Origin of the sequence: Sphingopyxis sp., assembly GCF_019459305.1 — a bacterium.
In the GTDB taxonomy this organism is placed as follows: Bacteria; Pseudomonadota; Alphaproteobacteria; order Sphingomonadales; family Sphingomonadaceae; genus Sphingopyxis.
The window spans coordinates 1-20,013 of the sequence record NZ_JAIBES010000040.1 but is presented as its reverse complement, the minus strand read 5'-3'; the positions used below and the strand labels follow the sequence as shown (position 1 = coordinate 20,013).

The window sequence follows — 20,013 nt, the reverse complement described above, 5'->3', positions numbered from 1 at the left end:
GCGAGCTTGCGCGCCCCACGGGCCATAAAGTCCGTCACTCACCGCCGGTTTTGGCAAAAGCCCCCCCATAACCCCCCCCATTGCTACCCACCCTAACAAATCCAGGGCGGTTTACGCCACACTGGGTTGCTTCGCTTCGCTCGCAATGGCGGGGATAAGGGGCGGTCTATGCCCAAACGCGCCGATCTGTCAGCGACTTACTGCCCCGTCGGCCGCTCAGCCGAGCTGCTCGGCGATCGGGCGGTGCTGCTCATCCTGCGCGATCTTTTCTTCGGCAATCGACGGTTCGAGGTCATCGCGGCGAACACCGGGCTCGGCCCGCAGCTCGTGTCGGCGCGGCTCAAGCTGCTCGAAAGCGAAGGCGTGGTTGAGCGCCGCCCGTACCAAGAGCGGCCCGTCCGTTACGAATATTGGCTGACCGACAAGGGCAAGGATCTATTTGACATCCTGTACGCCATGCGCGGCTGGGCCGAGCGCTGGGCGTATCGCGACGGCGAGACGGGCGGTGGCCCGGCGATGCGCTATATCCACCGTGCGTGCGGCACCGACGTGGGGACCGCGGTTGTTTGCCCGGGATGCGGCGCGTCGCTGGGCTACGGCGATTTAAAGGGGGAAGCTTCGCCAGCGCTCAAGGCCGAGCAGGTACGGCGGGATCGGCATCAATCCCCCTCCAGGGGTTAGGGGGTCGGTGCGAGCGAAGCGAGCCGTGCTGCCGCGAGCGGCGCTGACCCACCCTCGTGCGACTAACCAGCAAGCTGGCAATTTCGCTGTCCCGCTCTTTCAGAGAAGGAAGAGTTTTTACGCCTTTTCCAGCGTGCATTGCAGCGGGTGCTGGTTCTGCCGCGCGGCGTCCATCACCTGATTGACCTTGGTCTCGGCAACTTCATAGCTGAACACGCCGCACACGCCGACGCCCTGTTGGTGGACGTGGAGCATCACCTGTGTCGCCTGTTCGATGTCCATGTTGAAGAACCGCTGGAGCACCATCACGACGAATTCCATCGGCGTGTAGTCGTCGTTGAGCAGCAGAACTTTGTACATCGACGGCTTTTTCGCCTTGGCGCGGGTGCGCGTGGCAATGCCGACGCCAGGGGTGCCGGGCGAGCCGTCGTCCTTATCCGCCATGGCGCGGATCGGATGGAGGGTGGAAACTGGAAGCATCATGGGCAGGAATATCGCAAGCCGCAGGCGAAGCGCAAGGGGCGTGCACGCGGTTTTTAACCACTTGTTCGCCAGCCGCGATCGGCCGGTCGCTCAAAAACAAGAACCGCCCGCTTCCATGGGAAGCGAGCGGTCTTGAGAGTGTCAGCGCAGGCGGGGAGAGGGGGAGGGTGCCCGCGCCAACGGAAGACAAAGGCGCCTTAAGCGGCCTTCATCTTCGAAGTGATCACCGAAACGCGGTTCGAGATCGGCGCGAAGCTGTCGTTGGCCATCTTGACGACCAGTTCGCTGGTCTTCGAGGTCTGGGCAACGGCGGCGTCGAATGCCTTCTTGCTGTTTTCGGCATAGAGCTTGAAGAATTCGGTCGGCGACTTGACCGAGGTGTAGCCCTTCAGCGCAGCGGTCGTGTCTTCAAAACTCTTGCGAGCGAAGGACACGCCTTCCTGGCCAAGAACTTCCATGTTCTTTGCAGCGATCTTGCCGGCTTCGACCATCGCTTCGATGTTCGCCTTGTTGAATTCGACAGCTTCTTCGGCCAGCTTGCTGGTCTTGCTCATCGCTTCCTTGGCCTTCCCGTTGAAGTCGGCGGTCAGGGCTTCAGTGCGGGTCTTCGCTTCGTCGGCGAACTTCTTGACGGTGTCGTTCATGGTCTTGATTCCTTTGCTGACGGCGGCAACCGGCTTCGGTGCGGCCTTGGGGGCAATTTTCTTCACGGTCGCCTTCTTGGGGGCGACCTTCTTGGCCACTGCCTTGGGTGCAGCAGTCTTTTTCGCGGCCGGCTTGGCTTTTGCCTTTACCGTCTTGATCTTGGCAGGAGCCGCAGCCTTCACCGCTGCGGGAGCAGCGACAGCGGCGGGGGCAGCCGGAGCTTCCACCGGCTTGGCGGCGGTTTCCAGCGTCGCGGCTTCGAAAGCCTGTTCGGCACTATCCATCTTGGTAGCCATGGGTAAAACTCCTTTATGTTGCAGTGCACAATATAGGAGTGGTTCGGCGATTTCAAGGATATTTTTGTGCAGCGCACAAAAAAACTCTCATCGCCGCCCAAATGCTGGATAGTCGCTAGATATTACCGCTGTTTGACATAGCGGCCAGGCGCGTCCTCGATCGCCTTTTTGGCCCCTTTTCCGGGGATGCGGGCACCTTTGACTGCGATTTTTTCGTCATCCTGTGCCAAAATCCAGTCGATCCAGTGCGGCCACCAACTGCCCTTGGTCTCGCTGGCGCTGGCAACAAATTCGTCGAGCGTCGCGGCTTTGCTGTCACCGGTCCAATATTGATATTTGCTCGCGGCAGGCGGATTGACGACCCCGGCGATATGGCCCGAACCGGCAAGCAAGAAGGTTTTGGGGCCGGACAAATTGTCCATCAGCCGCCACACGCTGGCGAGCGGCGCGATATGATCTTCGCGCCCCGCCTGGATGTAGGCCGGCGTTTCGATTTTCCTTAGGTCGATCGGCGTGCCGCACGCCGACAGGCTGTTCGGGATGACCATGCGGTTATCGCGGTACAAGTCGACCAGATATTGCCGATGCCACTTCGCGGGCAGGTTGGTCGTGTCGCCGTTCCAGTAGAGCAGGTCGAAGGGTGGATAGTCGTTGCCGAGCAGGTAATTGCTGACGACATAATTCCAGATCAGGTCGCGACCGCGCAGGCTGTTGAAGGTGGCGGCCATATAACGGCCGTCGAGGTAGCCGGGCGCCGAAAGCTGTTCGAGCAATGCCAGATAGCTGTCGTCGACAAACATCTTGAGGTCGCCGGCCTGTTCGAAATCGACCTGCGCGGTGAAGAAGGTAACCGACTTCACTCGCTCGGCCTCGCCCTTCGCCGCCAGGATCGCGAGCGTCGCAGCGAGCGTGGTCCCCGCTACGCAATAACCGATTGTATGAACCGCGGGGACATCGAGCGCCGCGCGCACCGTGTCGATCGCGTCGATCTGCGCCGCGATATAATCGTCCCACACGACGTCCTTCATCGACGCGTCGGCCGATTTCCACGACACCATGAATACCGACAATCCCTGTTCGACCGCCCAGGCGACGAAGCTTTTGGCGGGATTGAGATCGAGAATATAGAAGCGGTTGATCCATGGCGGGAAGATCAGCAGCGGGACCGTGAGCACCTCCTTGGTTGTCGGCGTATATTGGATCAGCTGATAGAGCTCAGTTTCGTGGATTACCTTGCCGGGCGTCGTTGCGATATTGACCCCGACTTCGAACGCGTCGGGATCGACATGGCTCAGCTGTCCGCGCGACAGGTCGGTGAGCATATGCTGCAAGCCCTTGAGCAGACTTTCGCCTCGCGTCTCGACTGCGCGCTTGATGACTTCGGGATTGGTGAGCACGAGGTTGGTCGGCGCCATCGCATCAGCGATGCTCTTTGCAGCGAATTCCATCTTCGCGCGCGCCGCGGGATCGAGTCCGTCGAGTTGGCGCGTCGTTGCGAGCATCTGTTCGGCGAGCAGGCCGTAGGTCTGGCGGATCATCGCGAACACCGGGTTTGACGCCCAGTCTGGGTCGGCAAAGCGGCGGTCTTTGGTCGCGGTGTCCGGCGCGGGCGGGGTCATCGGGTTCAGGGTCGCGAGCGAGGTCCAGAAGGCGACCCCTTGATCCCACATCTTCGACGACTGTTGTGCCCACATCTGGGTCGCCGGGTTTTCGAGCCATGTCGAGGGATCGAACATCGCTGGGGCGCTGGTCTTGCTGTCATTGGCCTGACCCAGCGCATATTCGAGCATCATCTGCTGCGCGCGCCCGATCACGCTGGCCCAATGCTGGATGTCGTCGGGCGACGGCAGGAAGGGGTTGGGAACGTCGGTCGTGTCGCTTTTGTCTGCGTCGCTCATGCTCGTTCCTGCTGGTCAGTGGGGATAGAAGCCTATAACAAGCCGCGGTGCGGCTGGCGAGGCGCCGTTCGCACCTATATCCGATAACGAAAAGGAGTTGTTCTAGTTTCCCATGTCCGAAGATGAATTCTATCGCATCAAGCGCCTGCCGCCCTATGTCATCGCCGAAGTCAATGCGATGCGTGCGGCCGCCCGCGCCGCGGGAGAAGACATCATCGACCTGGGGATGGGCAACCCCGACCTGCCGCCGCCGCAGCATGTGATCGACAAATTGTGCGAAGTCGCGATGAAGCCCGACGCGCACGGCTATTCGCAGTCGAAGGGGATTCCGGGTCTCCGCAAGGCGCAGGCCAATTATTACGCGCGCCGGTTCAACGTCGAGCTCGATCCCGAGAGCGAGGTTGTCGTGACGATGGGGTCGAAGGAAGGGCTCGCGAGTCTCGCGACCGCGATCACCGGCCCGGGAGACGTCGTGCTGGCGCCGAACCCCAGCTACCCCATCCACACCTTCGGCTTCATCATCGCTGGGGCGACGATCCGCAGCGTTCCGACGACGCCGGATGAGAATTATTGGCGCGCGCTCGACCGTGCAATGGCGTTCACGGTGCCGCGCCCGTCGATCCTGGTGGTCAATTATCCTTCGAACCCGACCGCCGAGGCAGTGGACCTCGCTTTCTACGAGCGGTTGGTTGCGTGGGCGAAGGAGAACAAGGTCTGGGTGCTGTCCGACCTGGCCTATTCCGAACTCTATTACGACGGCAACCCGACCCCTTCGATCCTGCAGGTGCCGGGCGCGAAGGATGTTGCGGTCGAATTCACCTCGATGTCGAAAACATACTCGATGGCGGGCTGGCGCATGGGCTTTGCGGTCGGCAACAAGCGCCTGATCGCGGCGATGACGCGGGTTAAATCTTACCTCGATTATGGCGCTTTCACCCCGATCCAGGCCGCGGCGTGCGCGGCGCTCAACGGGCCGCAGGATATCGTCGCACGCAATCGCGAACTGTATCAAAAGCGTCGCGACGTTATGGTCGAGAGCTTTGGCCGTGCGGGCTGGGACATCCCGAGCCCCAAGGCATCGATGTTCGCCTGGGCGCCGCTGCCGCCCGCGCTGAAAGAGATGGGCAGTCTGGAGTTTTCGAAACAGATGCTGATCCATGCCAAGGTCGCGGTCGCGCCCGGGGTTGGCTATGGCGAGGATGGCGAGGGCTATGTCCGCATCGCGATGGTCGAGAACGAGCAGCGCATTCGTCAGGCCGCGCGCAATGTCCGCAAATTCCTGGCGATGCACGGCGTCAACACGCCGTCGGTCGCGGCGGGCGGCGAGGGATGAGCATGACCGGCTCGGCGATGATCGCCGAGACGATCCAGCTGTCGGTCACCCCGGTGTTCCTGCTCGTCGCAACAGGCAGTCTGCTCAACGTCTTCACCGGGCGGCTGGCGCGCGTCATCGATCGGTCGCGCGTCCTGATGGAGCGCTGGGCCGAGACCGAGGGGCAGGATCATGAGCGCATCGTCGCCGAACTGCGCGTCGTCGATCGCCGCATCGACGTGATCAACAATTCGATCGCGGCCGCGGTCGCGTGCGGCATCGTCGTGTGTTTCCTGGTCGCGCTGTTGTTTGCGCAGGCTTTTGCCGGGTTCAATCTGGGATTGGCGGCAGCTTGGGTTTTTGCGCTCGCCATGTTGCTGCTGCTGGTGTCGCTGGTGCTGTTCTTGATTGAGGTGCGGTTGGCGATCCGCACCATCCATGTTCCGATGGAACTGCTGGAGCTCGAAGAGATGGGCTGGCAGCGGCGGCGGGATAAACGGTGAAGCGATCCTCCCTGGGACGAAGTCATGGGGAGGTGGCAGCGCGAAGCGCTGATGGAGGGGTAATGACGCAGTGTTGCGGCCCCTCCGCCACTCGCTTCGCGAGCAGTCCCCGTCCCCATCGCTGCGCGATAGGGAAGATTTTAGGGCGCCACACCCACCCGATAGGTCGGTGTTACCCGCTTGAAGCTCGCCTGCTCATAAGCATAGCCCGCTGCCAACACTTCAGCATCGGTCCACTTGCCACCGATAAACGACACCCCGATCGGGAGCCCTTGCACCGCGCCCATCGGCACCGTCAGGTGCGGATAGCCGGCAACCGCGGGAAGCTGGCTGGCGCTGGGACCGGTGTAGTGATCTCCGTTCACGAGATCGCTCGTCCATGCCGGACCGTTGGTCACGCCAACGAGCAGGTTAACGTCATGCTCTTTCATCAGCCGGTCGATGCCCTCGGGTCCGGCGAGCCGCGCCGCCTTGTCGCGCGCCGTCACATAGGCGGGGCTGTCTAACCCGCCCTTGCTTTCCGCCAGCTCGAACAGCGACTGATCGAACCATTGCAGTTCGGCGGGATTCGCCTTGTTGAAAGCGATCAGGTCGGCAAGCGTTTTGGGACCATCCTTGGCGGGGAGGCTCGCGAGATAAATTGCGATGTCGGCCTTAAGCTCGGTCATCAGCACTTCAAATTCAGCCGCGCCGAGTTCTTCCAGCCCTTTGCGACTTTCGCCGATCTCGACCACCGTCGCGCCCAGGTCGGTCATCTGTTTGAGCGCTGCATCGAACAGCGCGGCGATGTCAGCGCGGTCGCCGATGCGGTCGCGCAGCACGCCGATCCGCTTGCCCTTCAGCCCGTTGGCCGACAGCGCCGCGGCGTAATCGACTTTGCGCGCGTCGGCTTCGGCAGTCGCCGGATCGCTGGGATCGCTGCCGGCGATGACGGTCATCACCAGCGCGGCGTCGCGCACCGTCAGCGTCATCGGTCCGGCGGTATCCTGGCTGTGGCTTATCGGGACGATATGGGTGCGGCTGACCAGCCCAACGGTGGGTTTGAAGCCCACAACGCCATTGACCCCGGCGGGGCAAGTGATCGATCCGTCGGTTTCGGTACCGATGGTGATCGGCGCGAGGCTCGCCGCGGTGGCGGCGCCGCTGCCTGCCGACGAACCACAGGTATTGCGATCGAGCACGTGCGGGTTTTTCGCCAACCCGCCGATGGGGCTCCACCCGCTGGTCGAATTGTTCGAGCGAATATTGGCCCATTCGCTGAGGTTGGTCTTGCCCAGGATGACCGCACCGGCGTCGCGCAACCGCGCCACCAGCGGCGCGTCGCGGTTCGTGACATTGTCTTGCAGCGCTAGTGAGCCGGCGGTCGTCGGTACCGGCCCCTTGGCCTCGATATTGTCCTTGATCAGGATCGGGATGCCGTGGAGCGGGCCGCGCACGCGCCCGGCGTGACGTTCGAGGTCCAGCGCATGCGCCCGGCTCGTTGCATCGGGAAAGGTCGCAATGACTGCATTCAGTTTCGGCCCATTGTCGTCGAGCGTGCTGATGCGGTCGAGATAGCTCGCGGTGATGACCTCGCTGTTGATCCGCCGCTCGGTCATCTCGGCCTGCAACGTCGCGGCATCCTTGCCCTCGACCGGGGGCAGCGGCGGCGGCATTGCCAGCGCGGGCGCGATGGCAAGCAGGGCGGAGACGGCGAGCAGCGAAAATTTTTGCATGGGCAACACGCTGCCAGCCGTAGCGGCAATTGCAAGCAGCGATTTTCAGGATGCCGCAACGGCGTTGACACCGATCCCCCCGGTCTGCTCCCATGAGCTCGGGAGAATGATATGAACGAAAAGCCTGCCCTCGCCACGGGTATCGCCGCGCCATCAGCCGATGGCGTTTCCGCGCAGACGCGGACGATGCTGTGGATCCTGCTGGTCGTTTATATCTTCAATTTCCTCGACCGACAGATCGTCAACATCCTCGCCGAACCGATCAAGGCCGAGCTCGGGCTTTCGGACACCCAGCTCGGGCTGCTGGCGGGGCCGGCATTTGCGGTCTTCTACGCACTGCTTGGCATTCCCATTGCGCGTTACGCCGACAAGGACGGCACCAACCGGGTACGGCTCATCGCCATTTCACTGGCGATCTGGTCGGCGATGACCGCGGTGTGCGGGCTGGCGCAGAATTTCGTTCAGCTACTGCTCGCGCGCGTCGGGGTCGGGGTTGGCGAGGCGGGTTGCACCCCCGCGGCGCACTCGCTGATCTCCGATAGCGTTCCAGCGGCAAAGCGTTCGTCGGCGATAGCCTTCTATGGCCTTGGAGTACCGATCGGCTCGCTGCTTGGCCTGATCATCGGCGGGGTGGTGAACGACCTTTATGGTTGGCGCATTGCGCTGATGATGGTCGGCGCGCCGGGCATCCTGCTGGCGCTAGTCGTGCTGTTCGTCATGCGCGAGCCGAGGCACAGTCGGACGGCAGAGGCGGTCGCGACGGCCCGCGCCGTGGTGCCGCTATCGACCGGCGAAGCGCTGCGCGAAATTTTCAGCTCGCGCGCCTTCATCTATATCCTGATTGCGGCGTCGGTCGTCGCTGTGCTGGGTTACGGTAAAGCGCTTTGGACGATCAGCTTCTTCATTCGCAGCCATGGGCTGTCGACGACCGAAGCAGGCTTGTCGATGGCGGTCGTACTAGGGCTGGCCGGGGCATTTGGCACCTGGCTCGGGGGCAAGATGGCAGACAAATATGGCCCGCGTGACAAGAAACATCTGCTGACCTTTCCCGCTTACGGGATGGCGATCGCGGCGCCGATCCTGTTCCTTGGCTATTATATGGAGGATTGGCGCGTCGCGGTGGCGATGCTGATCATTCCGACGATCCTCAATTCGGCCTATTATGGCCCCGCCTATGGCTGTGTGCAGGGGCTGGTCCAGCCGCGCGCGAGGGCGGTCGCGGCGTCGATCATGTTGTTCGGGCAGAATCTGATCGGGCTTGGCCTCGGGCCATTCCTGTTCGGGGTATTGTCCGATGCGCTGCAACCGGTCGCTGGGCAGGAAAGTGTGCGCTGGGTGCTGTACGGTGCCGCGTGGCTGGGGTTGATCCCGGCGTTCTTCTTCTGGCGCGCCAGCCTCCGACTGAAGGCCGAGCTGAAGTCGGGCTAATAGGGCGGATCGACCTTCGCGCGCTGCGTCTTGGCGGCGTCGATCCACCAATTAAGATCATCGGCAAAGCGTGGGAAGCTCTTAACCAGCCGCGCGCCGTCGTCGCCCGTTGGCTGACCATCGGCGTCGAAGGCGCTGCCGATCCGCCCGACGGGCAGGATCGATGAGGTGACCGCCATCCCCATTTCGCCGAGTGTATCGCGCCAGCCCATCATCGCCCGCACGCCCGCGAACGGCCCGGCCGAATAACAGGCGATCGCGGCGGGACGCCAGAACCATTCCTCGAGATAATGGTCGGTCAGGTTCTTCAGCCCCGGCTGCGGCCCCCAGTTATATTCGCCGGTGACAAAGACAAAGCCATCGGCAGCTCGGATCTTGCCCGCAAGTTCTTCCATCGCGGGTGGCGCCTCGCCCTTCGGATATTCCTTATACATGCGGTCGAGCATCGGCATATCGACCGCCTTGGCGTCGATCAGTTCGGCGCTGTCGCCGCGCGCGATGATCGCATTTACGAGCCAATGCGCGAGCCTGATGCCCTGCCGGTCGCGGCGATAGCTGCCATAGAAGACGAGAATGTGGCGGGTCATCGCGCGATGGTGCCACGGCTTGCGTCGCAACGGAAGTCCCCTAAGCTGGCCGCGACCATGGGTGGGGGAGAAAATGATGCGCGTTTATCGTACGCCGGACGATCGTTTTGCGGATTTGCCCGACTGGCCCTATGCGCCAAATTATGTCGAGATCGCGGGTGGCCTCCGCGTTCATTATATCGATGAAGGGCCGCGCGACGCGCAGCCGGTGCTCATGCTGCACGGCGAACCGACCTGGGCCTATCTCTATCGCCATATGATCGGTCCCGCAGTCAATGCCGGGTTTCGCGTCGTCGCGCCCGACCTGATCGGCTTCGGGCGGTCGGACAAGCCGCTCGATCGCGCGGCGTACAGCTATGCGGCGCAGGTTGCGTGGATGCGGCAATGGATCGAGGGGCTTGACCTCAGAAACATCATCCTTGCCTGTCAGGATTGGGGATCGCTGATCGGCCTCCGGCTGGTTGCGGAAATGCCCGAACGCTTCGCCGGGGTCGCGCTGTCGAATGGCGGATTGCCCGAAGGTCAGCCTGCACCGCGCGCTTTCGCTATCTGGCGTGCCTTTTCGCGGTACAGCCCGGTCTTCCCGATCGGCAAGATCGTCAAGGCGGGCACCAAGCGCGAATTGAGCGCGGCCGAGATCGCGGCTTATGACGCGCCGTTCCCGACCCGCGCTTCGAAGGTCGCGGCGCGGGTCTTTCCGTCGTTCGTCCCGCTGGGCGACAATGTCGCGGTGCCCGACCAGAAGCGCGCCTGGGCTGCGCTGGAGGCGTTCGACAACCCGTTCCTGTGCTGCTTTTCCGACGGCGACCCGATCACGCGCGGCGGCGAGGCGTTGTTCGCTGGACGTGTGCCGGGCGCGGCGCGGATGACCCACCGCACGCTGCGCGGCGGGCATTTCATTCAGGAGGATGACCCGGTCGGCTTCGTCGCGGCGATCCGCGACGTTGCCGCCGCCGCGAGCTGATGGTCAGTCGCTGAACGGGTCGCGGATCAGAATCGTGTCTTCGCGCTCGGGGCTGGTTGACACCAGCGCGATCGGGGTTTCGATCAGTTCCTGGACGCGCTGGATATATTTGATCGCCTGCGCGGGCAGGTCGGCATAGCTGCGCGCGCCCGCGGTCGTTTCCTGCCAGCCGTCCATCTCCTCGTAGATTGGCTCGACCTCGGCCTGATCGGCCGAATGCGCCGGGAAATAGTCGAGGATCTTGCCGCGGAGCCGATAGCCGGTGCAGATGCGGATCGTGTCGAAACCGTCGAGCACGTCGAGCTTGGTCAGTGCGATGCCGGTGACGCCGGACACGGCGCAGCTTTGCCGCACGAGCACCGCGTCGAACCAGCCGCAGCGACGCTTGCGCCCGGTGACGGTGCCGAATTCATGCCCGCGCTCGCCGAGCTTCTGGCCGATGTCGTCTTCAAGTTCGGTCGGAAAGGGGCCGCTGCCGACGCGGGTAGTATAGGCCTTGGCGATCCCGAGCACGAAACCGACGGCGCCGGGGCCGAGGCCCGAGCCGCTCGCAGCGGTACCACTGACCGTGTTGCTGCTGGTGACAAAGGGATAGGTGCCGTGATCGACGTCGAGCAGCACGCCCTGCGCGCCCTCGAACAGGATGCGCGCGCCGGCCTTGCGGACTTTCTTCAGGCGCTTCCAGACGGGCTGGGCATATTCGAGCACATAGTCGGCGATTTCGGTGAGGTCGGCGACGAGCCGTTCGCGATCGATCGGCGGCTCGCCGAAGCCCGCGCGCAGCGCGTCGTGATGCGCGGTCAGGCGGTCGAGCTGCGGTTCCAGCTTGTCGAGATGCGCGAGGTCGCAGACGCGGATCGCGCGGCGGCCGACCTTGTCTTCATAGGCGGGGCCGATGCCGCGTCCGGTGGTGCCGATCTTGCCTGCACCCGCCGCGGTTTCGCGCAGCGCGTCGAGATCGCGGTGGAAGGGCAAGATCAGCGCGCAATTGTCGGCGATCGCAAAATTCTCGGCATTGATGACAACGCCCTGACCGCGCAGCTTGGCGATCTCGTCGCGCAGCGCCCACGGATCGAGCACGACGCCATTGCCGATGATCGACAGCGTGCCGGTGACGATGCCCGAAGGGAGCAGCGACAGCTTGTACACCTGTTCGCCGACAACGAGCGTATGACCCGCATTATGACCGCCCTGAAAACGCACTACGGCATCGGCGCGGCTGGCGAGCCAGTCGACAATCTTGCCCTTGCCCTCGTCGCCCCATTGCGACCCGATGACGGTAACATTTGCCATGATGCTGTCCTGCTGAACCGGACCCAAAAACGACCAGCGCGGGTCCGGCGCGGCCTTAGCGGATTTGGCCGCTGAGGCAAGCACGCTGGGATGAATTTGCGACATTTACGTCGGACAAGAGGTGTACGCCGGGGGGCGATGGAGGTGCGGATATGAGCAAGCGGTACTGGATGGGCGTGTTGGCGGCGACCGCCGTGGTGGCAAGCGGCATGCCCGCGAGCGACGCGCGCGAGAAGCTGCGCGACCGCCTGCGCGAGCGGATGGCCGAGCGCATGGGCGCCGAGCAAGGGCCGAAGGCACCGGGCAGCGAGACGATCGCCTATGGTAGCGATCCCTTGCAGGTGCTCGATATATGGCGTGCCAAGGGTGTTCGAGGGTCGGCGCCGCTGATCGTCTATGTCCATGGCGGCGGGTGGAAGCGCGGTAGCAAGGACAATGCGACCGGGCGCTTTAAGCCGGTGCATTATCCCGAGCAGGGTTATGCGTTCGCCTCAATCAACTATCGTCTTGTTCCCGCCGCGACGGTCGAGCAGCAGGCCGCGGACGTGGCGGGGGCGGTGAAGGCGTTGATCGATCGCGCCGACAAGCTGGGCATCGATCGGCGGCGCATCGTATTGATGGGGCATAGCGCGGGCGCCCATCTCGTTGCGCTGGTCGGGACCGACGAGCGTTATCTGAAGGGCGCCGGGCTGTCTTTTGCGGACATCGCGGGCGTGATCCCTAACGACGGCGCGGCCTATGACGTACCGGCGCAGATGAAGGACGGCCCCCCGATCATGCAAAAGACCTATGCGCAGGCGTTTGAGAGCGATCCGGCACGGCAAAAGGCCTTGTCGCCCACCGCGCATGCTGCGGCGCCCAACGCGCCGGAGTTTCTTCTGCTCTATGTCCAGCGCGCCGACGGGGTGCGGCAGGCGAAGGCCTTGGGAAGTGCGCTGGTCGCGGGAGGCAGCCGCGTCGAACATGGCAGTTTTCCCGGTGAGGGGCTGAAGGGCCATGCTGAGATCAACCGCAGCCTGGGCGATGCGGCCTACGCGGTGACCGCGACGGTCGATGCGTGGTTGAAGCGAGTGTTCGCTACCTGACCCGCCTGCCTGATTTGGAATGGAAGCGACAGGGATTGTCCCTCTTCGTCACCCCGCACTTGATCCGGAGTCCACGACTTCGTTAGTTGCTTGGGCCCCGGGTCAAACCCGGGGTGACGAGACAAGAGAAAGCTGTGTCAGCATGACCAAACCCGACGCCCCTTATCACGCCCATATCTATTACAACCCCGCCGAACGGCCCGCTGCGGCGGCGCTGCGCGACGATTTTTCGGATGATCCCGCGATCCTTTTCGTTGGCGCGATGACCGACGGCGCGGCGGGGCCGCATCCGATTGCGCAATATGAGGTGCATTTTCTGGCGCGTTCGCAGGCCGCGGTGGTGGCGGCTATCGAGGCGACCGGCCTGCGCGCGCTGGTGCATCCGCTGACCGATGATGATCTGGCCGACCATACGACGCTGGCGCGCTGGATTGGCGAGCCGGTTGTGCTCGACGTGACCGTGCTCGATCCGCCGGGGATCAATCAGGGGGTGCCGCGGTTCGGTATTTCGGATTTTTAGATTTTCAGCATGTCGGTTGGTAACTAATCCCGTTCGCATCGAGCGTAGCCGAGATGCCCATCGGCGCGCACGCCTTCCCGGCGTCTCGACTAAGCCCGACACGAACGGAAATAAAAGTCGGCAGTCTTCAGACCGCGACCGGCCCATCGGCGCCGAGCCACCACCCACAACCCAATGCCCCAGCATCGTCCGCGTCGGACAGCGCCGCCACCGTCTGCCAATCATCGGCGCGCAGGCTGGCCGCGAGCGCCGGATCATGACCGAGCGGGAGAAAGATGCGGCGGTCGCTGTCGTTTTCTGCGCCGAGCCCCGCGTCGATCAATGGATCGGGATAGAGCGAAAAACCGACCGCGGCCTCTTCCTGTTCGCCGACCGGAATCGCATAGCCGCCGCCGCGCCCGACCGCGTCGCCCTGGCCGGGAACGAAGATCTGGAAACCGAACCAGCTTTGATAGGCAAAGCCGTGACGCTCGGTCGGGTCGAGTGTCAGCGTCACGCGGTCGCGAACCGGCGCCGCAATCGCTTCCAGCGCGTCGATGCGCGCGGTAAGTACGCCCGATGTGTCGAAGTCGCGCAGGTCAGCAATCGCCTGATCGAAGGGACCCGTGGCGCGGAGCAGCGGCAAGTAGGCCGCGGCGCCGATCCGGGTGAGCGCGCCGGCGTCCTTGGCGTCGAGCTCGTCGCGAAGCTGCTGGATCTCGCTATCGACCGGCAGCGGTCCGTTCGCCAGCAGGTCGACGACGTCGGGCAGGGTGAAATCGATTGTGACAGGACCGATGCCTGCGGCTTCGAGCGCGTCGATCGCGACGCCGACGATCTCACGCGCTGCGGCGACACTGTCGCTGCCGATCAGTTCGGCGCCGACCTGGAGCATCTCGCGCGCCGGACGAAGCTGGCTGGCGCGCAGCTTGACGACCTGCCCGGCATAACAAAGGCGCAGCGGGCGCGGAGCTTGGGCGAGCAGCGACGTTGCGATGCGGCCGACCTGCCGGGTGATATCGGGACGCAACGCGAGGGTTCGCTGCGATACCGGATCGGTGAAACGCAGCAGATCGCGAGCGGTGCGATCGTCATCGCCGCCCAACGTTTCGCGAAACTCGGCAAGCGGCGGCGAGACGCGGCCATAGCCGTGCGCGCGCATCGCGTCGACGAGCGCGCGGGTGACGCGCGACGCCGCCTCGGCCTGTTGGGGGAGGCGGTCGCGCAGGCCTTCGGGCAGCAGGGCAGGAGCTTTGGGCATTGGTGCGGCCTTAGTGATAATGACGCGCAATTGGAAGCATCGCCAATCCTGTCCCATTGGGAGAGGTAACGAGACTTAGTGGCTTTCCACCTAGTCGCAGTGGTGAGGGGCTGTGCACCTACGATAAGGCACAGCCCCTCGTCCAACTCCGCCTAGCCGCTTCGCGGCAAGGCTGCGTATCCTTCTCCCAATGGGAGAAGGTTGTCAGGCGTCAGAACTTCAAACCCTTGACCGTCCTCACCCCTGGAAGTTGGCAAAGTTGCCACAGTAGTGGTTCGGGCATCGGCGAGTCGAGGCTCAAAAGCAGCACCGCTTCGCCCCCCGCGGCGCGGCGGCCGAGGTGGAAGGTGCCGATGTTGAGCCCGGCTTCACCGAGCGCGGTGCCGATGCGGCCGATAAAGCCCGGCGCATCCTCGTTGACGATATAGAGCATGTGGCCGTCAAGATCGGCCTCGACCTTGATTCCGAACATTTCGACGAGGCGCGGGTCGCCGTTGCTGAACAAGGTGCCCGCGACCGAACGGTCGCCCTGTTCGGTCGCCACGGTGACGCGGACGAGCGTGTGGTAGTCGCCGTCGCGGTCATGCCGCACTTCGCGGACGTCGAGCCCGCGCTCGCGCGCGAGGTGCGGGGCGTTGACCATGTTCACGCTGTCCGAATATCGGCGCATCAGGCCGGTGAGCACCGCGGCGGTGATCGGCTTGAGGTTCAGCTCGGCAGCCGCACCCTCGACTTCAACCGAGATCGTGGTGAGGTTGTCGTGCGCGAGCTGACCAACGAGGCTGCCGAGCTTTTCGGCAAGGCTCATATAGGGGCGCAGCTTCGGCGCTTCCTCGGCCGACAGGCTGGGCACGTTGAGCGCGTTGGTGATGCCGCCGGTGAGGAGGTAATCGCTGATCTGCTCCGCCACTTGGATCGCGACATTGACCTGCGCCTCGTCGGTTGAGGCGCCCAGATGCGGCGTGCAGATGAAGTTCGGTGCGCTGAACAGCGGATGGTCGGCGGCCGGCGGTTCCTGCGCAAACACGTCGAGAGCGGCACCCGCAACCTGGCCCGACTCGAGCGCATCCTTGAGCGCCGCTTCGTCGATCAAGCCGCCGCGCGCGCAGTTGATGATCCGCACACCCTTCTTCGCCTTGGCGATATTCTCGGCCGACAGGATGTTGCGCGTCTGGTCGGTCAGCGGCGTGTGCAGTGTGATGAAATCGGCCTTGGCGAGCAAGGTATCGAGATCGGCCTTTTCGACTCCGAGTTCGATCGCACGTTCGGGGGTCAGGAAGGGGTCGAAGGCGACGACCTTCATCTTGAGGCCGAGGGCACGCTCGGCGACGATGCTGCCGATGTTGCCGCAGCCGATCAGGCCGAGCGTCTTCGAGGTAAGTTCGACGCCCATGAAATCGTTCTTCGGCCATTTTCCCGCCTGCGTTCCGGCGTTGGCTTCCGGAATCTGGCGGGCGAGGGCGAACATCATTGCGATGGCATGTTCAGCGGTGGTGATGCTGTTGCCGAACGGCGTGTTCATCACGACCACGCCCTTGGCCGATGCAGCTGGAATGTCGACATTGTCGACGCCGATCCCGGCGCGGCCGACGACCTTCAGGTTGGTCGCGGCGGCGAGGACGTCGGCGGTTACCTTGGTGGCCGAGCGGATCGCGAGACCGTCATATTCGCCGATCATCGCGATCAGCTCGTCCTTGGTCTTGCCGGTGATGACGTCGACGTCGATGCCGCGCTCCTTGAAGATCGCGGCGGCTTTGGGGTCCATCTTGTCGCTGATGAGGACTTTGGGTTGGGTCATTGTCTGTCTCCGTCATCCCAGCGAAAGCTGGGATCGTTGGGAATGGGGTTGATCGATAGCGGTCCCAGCTTTCGCTGGGACGACGTCAGGCGCTAAGCGAGGCGTAGGCCCAATCGAGCCACGGTCCGAGCGCTTCGATGTCGGCGGTGTCGACGGTCGCGCCGCACCAGATGCGTAGGCCCGGCGGGGCATCGCGATAGCCCGCGATGTCGTAGGCCGCGCCTTCCTTGTCGAGCAGACCGGCGAAATTCTTGATGAAGCCCTCGTCTGCGCCAGCAACCGACAGGCAGACCGAGGTCTTTGAGCGGCTAGCGGGATCGGCGGCGAGATGGCTCAGCCACTCGCGCTCCTGGACAATCTTGTCGAGCGCCGCAGCGTTTGCATCGCTGCGTGCCTTCAGGCCATCGAGACCACCCAGCGACTTCGCCCATTCGAGCGCGAAGATCGCATCCTCGACCGCGAGCATCGACGGGGTGTTGATGGTCTCACCCTTAAACACGCCCTCGGCGAGCGCGCCCTTGGAAACGAGGCGAAACACCTTGGGCAGCGGCCAGGCGGGGGTGTAGTTCTCAAGCCGTTCGACCGCACGCGGACCAAGGATCAGCACGCCATGACCGCCTTCGCCGCCGAGCACTTTCTGCCAGCTGAACGTCGCGACGTCGATCTTGTCCCACGGCAGGTCGTAAGCGAACACCGCGCTGGTCGCGTCGGCGAAGCTCAGCCCTTCGCGGTCGTCGGCGATCCAGTCGCCGTCGGGGACGCGGACACCGCTGGTGGTGCCGTTCCAGGTGAACAGCACGTCGTTCGACCAGTCGACCTGCGTCAAATCGGGAAGCTGGCCGTAATCGGCGCGGATGACGGTGGGATCGAGCTTCAGTTGCTTCGCGGCATCAGTGACCCAGCCCTCACCGAAGCTCTCCCAAGCGAGCGTGGTGACGGGGCGGGCGCCGAGCATCGTCCACATCGCCATCTCGAATGCGCCGGTGTCGGATCCGGGCACGATGCCGATGCGGTGGGTGTCGGGCAGCCGCAGCATCTCGCGCATCAGGTCGATGCAATAGGCGAGGCGCGTCTTGCCAATCTTCGCACGATGCGAACGGCCGAGCGATTCGGTAGCGATTTTGGAGGCATCCCATCCGGGCGGCTTTGCGCAGGGGCCGGAGGAGAAATAGGGGCGCGCAGGGCGCAATTGGGGTGTCGGCACTTCAGTCATTATAGTCTCTCCTTGCAGAGAGCTCGCGCGGCGTTGGGACCGCGTGGCCCGGCGCCGCGTTTAGGGGCGGGGACGCAACTGTCAAACAAAATGCGTGGGCTGCGCGAAATTTCCGGTGAGCCGAAGCAAAACTAAAGAAGTTGTTAACTATCTTGTCGGTATTTTGACGCCATGCCGATCCCGACCGTCTTTCAACCCCGGATCCTGATCGCCGCGACCGCAGCACTGGCGCTTTCGGCCTGTTTCGGCAGTCCCGACGTGATGAAGCGCGGCGATCCCAAACGCCCGAGCGCCAGCGCGCCGAAGCGTCCGCAAATTGCGCCGACGCCGTCGTTCACCAGCGCCGAAGCGCAGCAATGCGTGTTCGAGCTGAAGCAGGCCGGGGTGCGTTTCACCCCGCTTGCCAATCAGGATCATGGCGGCGGTTGCAGCTCGATCGACTCGGTCAAACTGCTCGACATCGGCACCCCGACCACCAACCTTGGCGCGATGACCTGTCCGCTGGCGAAAAATTTCGCAGCGTGGGCGCAGCATGCGGTGAAGCCCGCGGCGCGGAAATATTTCGGGCAGGAAGTCGTCAAGATCGAGACGTTCGGTACCTATAGCTGCCGCAACATCTATGGCGGCCGCTCGGGTCGCCTGTCGCAACATGCCCATTCAAACGCGGTCGATGTATCGGGCTTCGTGCTGGCCGACGGGCGGCGGATCATGCTCGACGGCGGGTGGAAGGGCGACAAGGCATCGCAGGATTTCCTCCGTGCGCTGCACAAATCAGGCTGTCGCCGTTTTGGCACCGTGCTCGGGCCGGATTATAACGCCGCGCACTATAATCACTTCCATTTCGACATGAGCGGCAACGGCTACTGCCGTTAGCCTAGGCGCGTCTTGGCAAGGTGACGCCAAACCGCTAGCCGTTGGCTAATGACAGAAGATAAACAACCCCATCGTTCGCGTTTCCACAAAGCCAAGGATGACGCGCAGTTCGCCAAGCAGGCGACCACCACCCCGCAGACCGCGAGCGCCGCGTACAAGCTGGCGTTTCAGGACAATGAATTCCTGCTGCGCGAAGATTTGCGCCCGGTGCGGTTCCAGCTGGAACTTCTCAAGCCCGAATTGCTGCTCGACGAGGCGAAGATCGAGTCAATGCTCGTCATCTACGGCTCGGCGCGCATTCCCGAGCCTGCTGAGGCGGATGCGCTCGAAGCCGCAGCAACCGATGACGTCCAGCGCAACATCGCGCGGCGGCTGAAGGCCAAGGCGAAATATTATGAAGAGGCGCGCAAGCTGGCGCGGCTCGCGAGTCAGGTGCCGCCCGACGAAAACGGCTGCCGCCACTTTGTCGTCTGCTCGGGCGGCGGGCCGTCGATCATGGAAGCGGCGAATCGCGGCGCGGCTGACGTCGGCAAGGAGTCGGTCGGACTGAACATCGTGCTGCCGCACGAACAGGCTCCCAATCGCTTCGTCACCCCCGATCTCAGCTTCCAGTTTCACTATTTTGCGCTGCGCAAGATGCACTTCCTGCTCCGCGCGCGCGCGGTGTGCGTGTTCCCGGGCGGGTTCGGCACGTTCGACGAAATGTTCGAATTGCTGACGCTGATCCAGACGGGCAAGATCAAGCCGATCCCGATTGTCCTCTTTGGCAAAGAGTTCTGGGAACGTGTGGTGAATTTCGACGCGCTGGTTGAAGAGGGCGTGGTGAGCGCGCGCGACCTGGGGCTGTTCAAATTTGTCGAGACTGCTGAAGAGGCGTGGGCGATCGTTCAGGATTTCTACGCGAATATCGAAGAGTAGGGGTGATGCCGCTTTTATCCTCCCTGTCGCGCAGTGATGGGGAGGGGGACCGCTCGCGAAGCGAGTGGTGAGGGAGACCGCACCGCTAGCGCCAAAGTCCCTCCGTCAGCGGCTGCGCCGCTGCCACCTCCCCATGGCTTCGCCACAGGAGGATCAATTACTTCGAGTGCGCTTCCAGATACAGGATCAACGCCTTGCGGTCCGCGGCGTCGATAACCCCCGCAAACGCCATCCGCGTTCCCGGCAGCGCCTTCATGGGGGCTTCGAGATAGGTGTCGAGCGTTGCCGCGTCCCAGACGCCACCCTTTGCCTTCATCGCGCCTGAGTAGGAAAAGTCGGGCTTCGCCGCGACCGCTGCGCCGACGACGCCGTGCAAATTGGGGCCGATGCCGTTGCGGCCGCCCTTGTCGATCGTGTGGCAGGCGACGCAGCGTTTGAAAACTTGCTCACCCATCGCGGCAGTCGGCTCAATGACAGCCGCAGGCGAGGCGGCCGGGGGGGGGGGGGGGGGGGGGGGGGGGGGGGGGGGGGGGGGGGGGGGGGGGGGGGGGGGGGGGGGGG

General features: G+C 63.7%; 19 protein-coding genes. 9 read left to right on the top strand and 10 right to left on the bottom strand.

Annotated features, from left to right (window positions below):
* The first annotated feature begins 168 nt into the window (after window positions 1-168).
* A complete protein-coding gene (locus tag K0M74_RS04530; RefSeq protein ID WP_293968532.1) occupies window positions 169-681 on the top strand; it encodes a helix-turn-helix domain-containing protein in 513 nt (170 codons plus the stop codon).
* 117 nt (window positions 682-798) lie between these two features.
* Here the strand turns inward: K0M74_RS04530 and clpS are convergent, their stop codons facing one another.
* From clpS to phaC, 3 genes are all read right to left on the bottom strand, one after another.
* Window positions 799-1,164, bottom strand: coding sequence for an ATP-dependent Clp protease adapter ClpS (clpS, locus tag K0M74_RS04525; RefSeq protein WP_293968530.1), 366 nt, complete (start codon window positions 1,162-1,164; stop codon window positions 799-801).
* A gap of 197 nt (window positions 1,165-1,361) precedes the next feature.
* Complete coding sequence (locus K0M74_RS04520) at window positions 1,362-2,105, bottom strand: phasin family protein (RefSeq protein ID WP_293968528.1); 744 nt, start codon at window positions 2,103-2,105, stop codon at window positions 1,362-1,364.
* 122 nt (window positions 2,106-2,227) lie between these two features.
* The gene (phaC, locus tag K0M74_RS04515) at window positions 2,228-4,003 is read right to left on the bottom strand and encodes a class I poly(R)-hydroxyalkanoic acid synthase (RefSeq protein WP_293968526.1); all 1,776 of its coding nucleotides are present in this window, start codon (window positions 4,001-4,003) and stop codon (window positions 2,228-2,230) included.
* A 112-nt stretch (window positions 4,004-4,115) separates the two neighbouring features.
* Here phaC and K0M74_RS04510 point away from each other — a divergent pair, with 112 nt between their 5' ends.
* Window positions 4,116-5,336 carry an LL-diaminopimelate aminotransferase gene (locus tag K0M74_RS04510; protein ID WP_293968524.1) on the top strand — a complete coding sequence of 407 codons (1,221 nt, stop codon included), beginning with the start codon at window positions 4,116-4,118 and terminating at the stop codon, window positions 5,334-5,336.
* Window positions 5,333-5,818, top strand: coding sequence for a DUF2721 domain-containing protein (locus K0M74_RS04505; RefSeq protein ID WP_194953799.1), 486 nt, complete (start codon window positions 5,333-5,335; stop codon window positions 5,816-5,818). The genes K0M74_RS04510 and K0M74_RS04505 overlap by 4 nt, the downstream gene beginning before the upstream one ends.
* Window positions 5,819-5,958: 140 nt before the next feature.
* Here K0M74_RS04505 and K0M74_RS04500 read toward each other — a convergent pair whose 3' ends face one another.
* Window positions 5,959-7,533 (bottom strand): amidase, encoded by a 1,575-nt coding sequence (locus tag K0M74_RS04500; RefSeq protein ID WP_293968517.1) that lies wholly within the window; start codon window positions 7,531-7,533, stop codon window positions 5,959-5,961.
* A 111-nt stretch (window positions 7,534-7,644) separates the two neighbouring features.
* Between K0M74_RS04500 and K0M74_RS04495 the strand changes: the two genes are divergently transcribed.
* Window positions 7,645-8,961 (top strand): MFS transporter, encoded by a 1,317-nt coding sequence (locus tag K0M74_RS04495; RefSeq protein ID WP_293968515.1) that lies wholly within the window; start codon window positions 7,645-7,647, stop codon window positions 8,959-8,961.
* Here K0M74_RS04495 and K0M74_RS04490 read toward each other — a convergent pair.
* A complete protein-coding gene (locus K0M74_RS04490) occupies window positions 8,958-9,548 on the bottom strand; it encodes an NADPH-dependent FMN reductase (protein ID WP_293968513.1) in 591 nt (196 codons plus the stop codon). The two genes, K0M74_RS04495 and K0M74_RS04490, sit on opposite strands and share 4 nt — an antisense overlap.
* Window positions 9,549-9,624: 76 nt before the next feature.
* Here K0M74_RS04490 and K0M74_RS04485 point away from each other — a divergent pair, with 76 nt between their 5' ends.
* Window positions 9,625-10,512, top strand: a complete 888-nt coding sequence (locus K0M74_RS04485; protein WP_293968511.1) for a haloalkane dehalogenase — start codon at window positions 9,625-9,627, stop codon at window positions 10,510-10,512.
* 3 nt (window positions 10,513-10,515) lie between these two features.
* On the opposite strand, the gene K0M74_RS04480 is transcribed toward K0M74_RS04485, so the two are convergent.
* The gene (locus K0M74_RS04480; protein WP_293968509.1) at window positions 10,516-11,805 is read right to left on the bottom strand and encodes an adenylosuccinate synthase; all 1,290 of its coding nucleotides are present in this window, start codon (window positions 11,803-11,805) and stop codon (window positions 10,516-10,518) included.
* A 260-nt stretch (window positions 11,806-12,065) separates the two neighbouring features.
* Here K0M74_RS04480 and K0M74_RS04475 point away from each other — a divergent pair, with 260 nt between their 5' ends.
* Window positions 12,066-12,890 carry an alpha/beta hydrolase gene (locus K0M74_RS04475; protein WP_293968534.1) on the top strand — a complete coding sequence of 275 codons (825 nt, stop codon included), beginning with the start codon at window positions 12,066-12,068 and terminating at the stop codon, window positions 12,888-12,890.
* A 142-nt stretch (window positions 12,891-13,032) separates the two neighbouring features.
* The gene (locus K0M74_RS04470) at window positions 13,033-13,410 is read left to right on the top strand and encodes a DOPA 4,5-dioxygenase family protein (RefSeq protein ID WP_088441193.1); all 378 of its coding nucleotides are present in this window, start codon (window positions 13,033-13,035) and stop codon (window positions 13,408-13,410) included.
* A gap of 127 nt (window positions 13,411-13,537) precedes the next feature.
* Here K0M74_RS04470 and K0M74_RS04465 read toward each other — a convergent pair whose 3' ends face one another.
* The 3 genes from K0M74_RS04465 to K0M74_RS04455 form a co-directional block, all read right to left on the bottom strand.
* Window positions 13,538-14,650 (bottom strand): ATP phosphoribosyltransferase regulatory subunit, encoded by a 1,113-nt coding sequence (locus tag K0M74_RS04465; RefSeq protein WP_293968506.1) that lies wholly within the window; start codon window positions 14,648-14,650, stop codon window positions 13,538-13,540.
* A gap of 211 nt (window positions 14,651-14,861) precedes the next feature.
* Entirely contained in the window at window positions 14,862-16,448 is a 1,587-nt protein-coding gene (serA, locus tag K0M74_RS04460; protein WP_293968504.1) for a phosphoglycerate dehydrogenase, read from the bottom strand.
* Window positions 16,449-16,533: 85 nt separating this feature from the next.
* The gene (locus K0M74_RS04455; RefSeq protein ID WP_293968502.1) at window positions 16,534-17,661 is read right to left on the bottom strand and encodes a phosphoserine transaminase; all 1,128 of its coding nucleotides are present in this window, start codon (window positions 17,659-17,661) and stop codon (window positions 16,534-16,536) included.
* 171 nt (window positions 17,662-17,832) lie between these two features.
* On the opposite strand from K0M74_RS04455, the gene K0M74_RS04450 reads away from it, so the two are divergent.
* Window positions 17,833-18,534, top strand: a complete 702-nt coding sequence (locus tag K0M74_RS04450) for an extensin family protein (RefSeq protein WP_293968500.1) — start codon at window positions 17,833-17,835, stop codon at window positions 18,532-18,534.
* A 48-nt stretch (window positions 18,535-18,582) separates the two neighbouring features.
* Entirely contained in the window at window positions 18,583-19,452 is an 870-nt protein-coding gene (locus K0M74_RS04445; protein WP_293968498.1) for an LOG family protein, read from the top strand.
* 157 nt (window positions 19,453-19,609) lie between these two features.
* Here the strand turns inward: K0M74_RS04445 and K0M74_RS04440 are convergent, their stop codons facing one another.
* Window positions 19,610-19,906: a cytochrome c family protein gene (locus tag K0M74_RS04440; protein ID WP_293968496.1), complete on the bottom strand. Its 297-nt coding sequence runs from the start codon at window positions 19,904-19,906 to the stop codon at window positions 19,610-19,612.
* Window positions 19,907-20,013 lie beyond the last annotated feature (107 nt).